General features: G+C 43.2%; 1 protein-coding gene. It reads left to right on the forward strand.

The features are described from left to right. Window position 1: 1 nt before the first annotated feature. Window positions 2-789: elongation factor Tu (locus tag ACFILO_RS09600; protein WP_375678226.1), on the forward strand; the 788-nt coding region annotated here is incomplete at its 3' end.

The following is a 789-nucleotide window of genomic DNA, read 5'->3' on the forward strand; positions in this document are numbered from 1 at the left end:
AATGGCGAAGAGCAAGTTTGAACGAACAAAACCGCATGTTAATATTGGTACGATTGGTCACGTTGATCATGGGAAGACCTCGTTGACAGCAGCGATTACGAAATATTTTGGTGAATTTAAAGCTTATGACCAAATTGACGCTGCGCCAGAGGAACGTGCACGTGGAATTACTATTTCTACAGCACACGTTGAGTATGAAACGGAAAATCGTCACTATGCGCACGTTGATTGTCCAGGACACGCTGATTATGTGAAAAACATGATCACAGGGGCAGCACAGATGGATGGTGCTATTTTGGTTGTTTCAGCAGCTGATGGCCCAATGCCTCAGACACGTGAGCATATTTTGCTTGCACGTCAGGTTGGTGTTCCAGCAATTGTTGTTTTTCTTAATAAAGTTGATCAGGTTGATGATGCAGAACTTTTGGAGCTTGTAGAGCTTGAGGTTCGGGAACTTTTATCCAAATATGATTTCCCAGGCGATGATATACCAATTGTTAAGGGTTCTGCGTTGGCAGCTCTTGAGGATAAGGATAAAAGCATTGGTGAAGATGCTGTTCGTCTTTTAATGAGTGAAGTTGATAATTATATTCCAACCCCTGAACGTCCTGTTGATCAACCATTTTTGATGCCGATAGAGGATGTGTTTTCGATTTCGGGTCGTGGAACCGTTGTTACGGGTCGTGTTGAGCGTGGTGTTATTAAAGTTGGAGAGGAAATCGAGATTATCGGTATTCGTCCAACGTCTAAGACGACGGTTACAGGCGTTGAAATGTTCCGCAAGCTTTT

Origin of the sequence: Bartonella sp. AP72JLCBS, assembly GCF_042195705.1 — a bacterium.
Taxonomy (GTDB): Bacteria; Pseudomonadota; Alphaproteobacteria; order Rhizobiales; family Rhizobiaceae; genus Bartonella.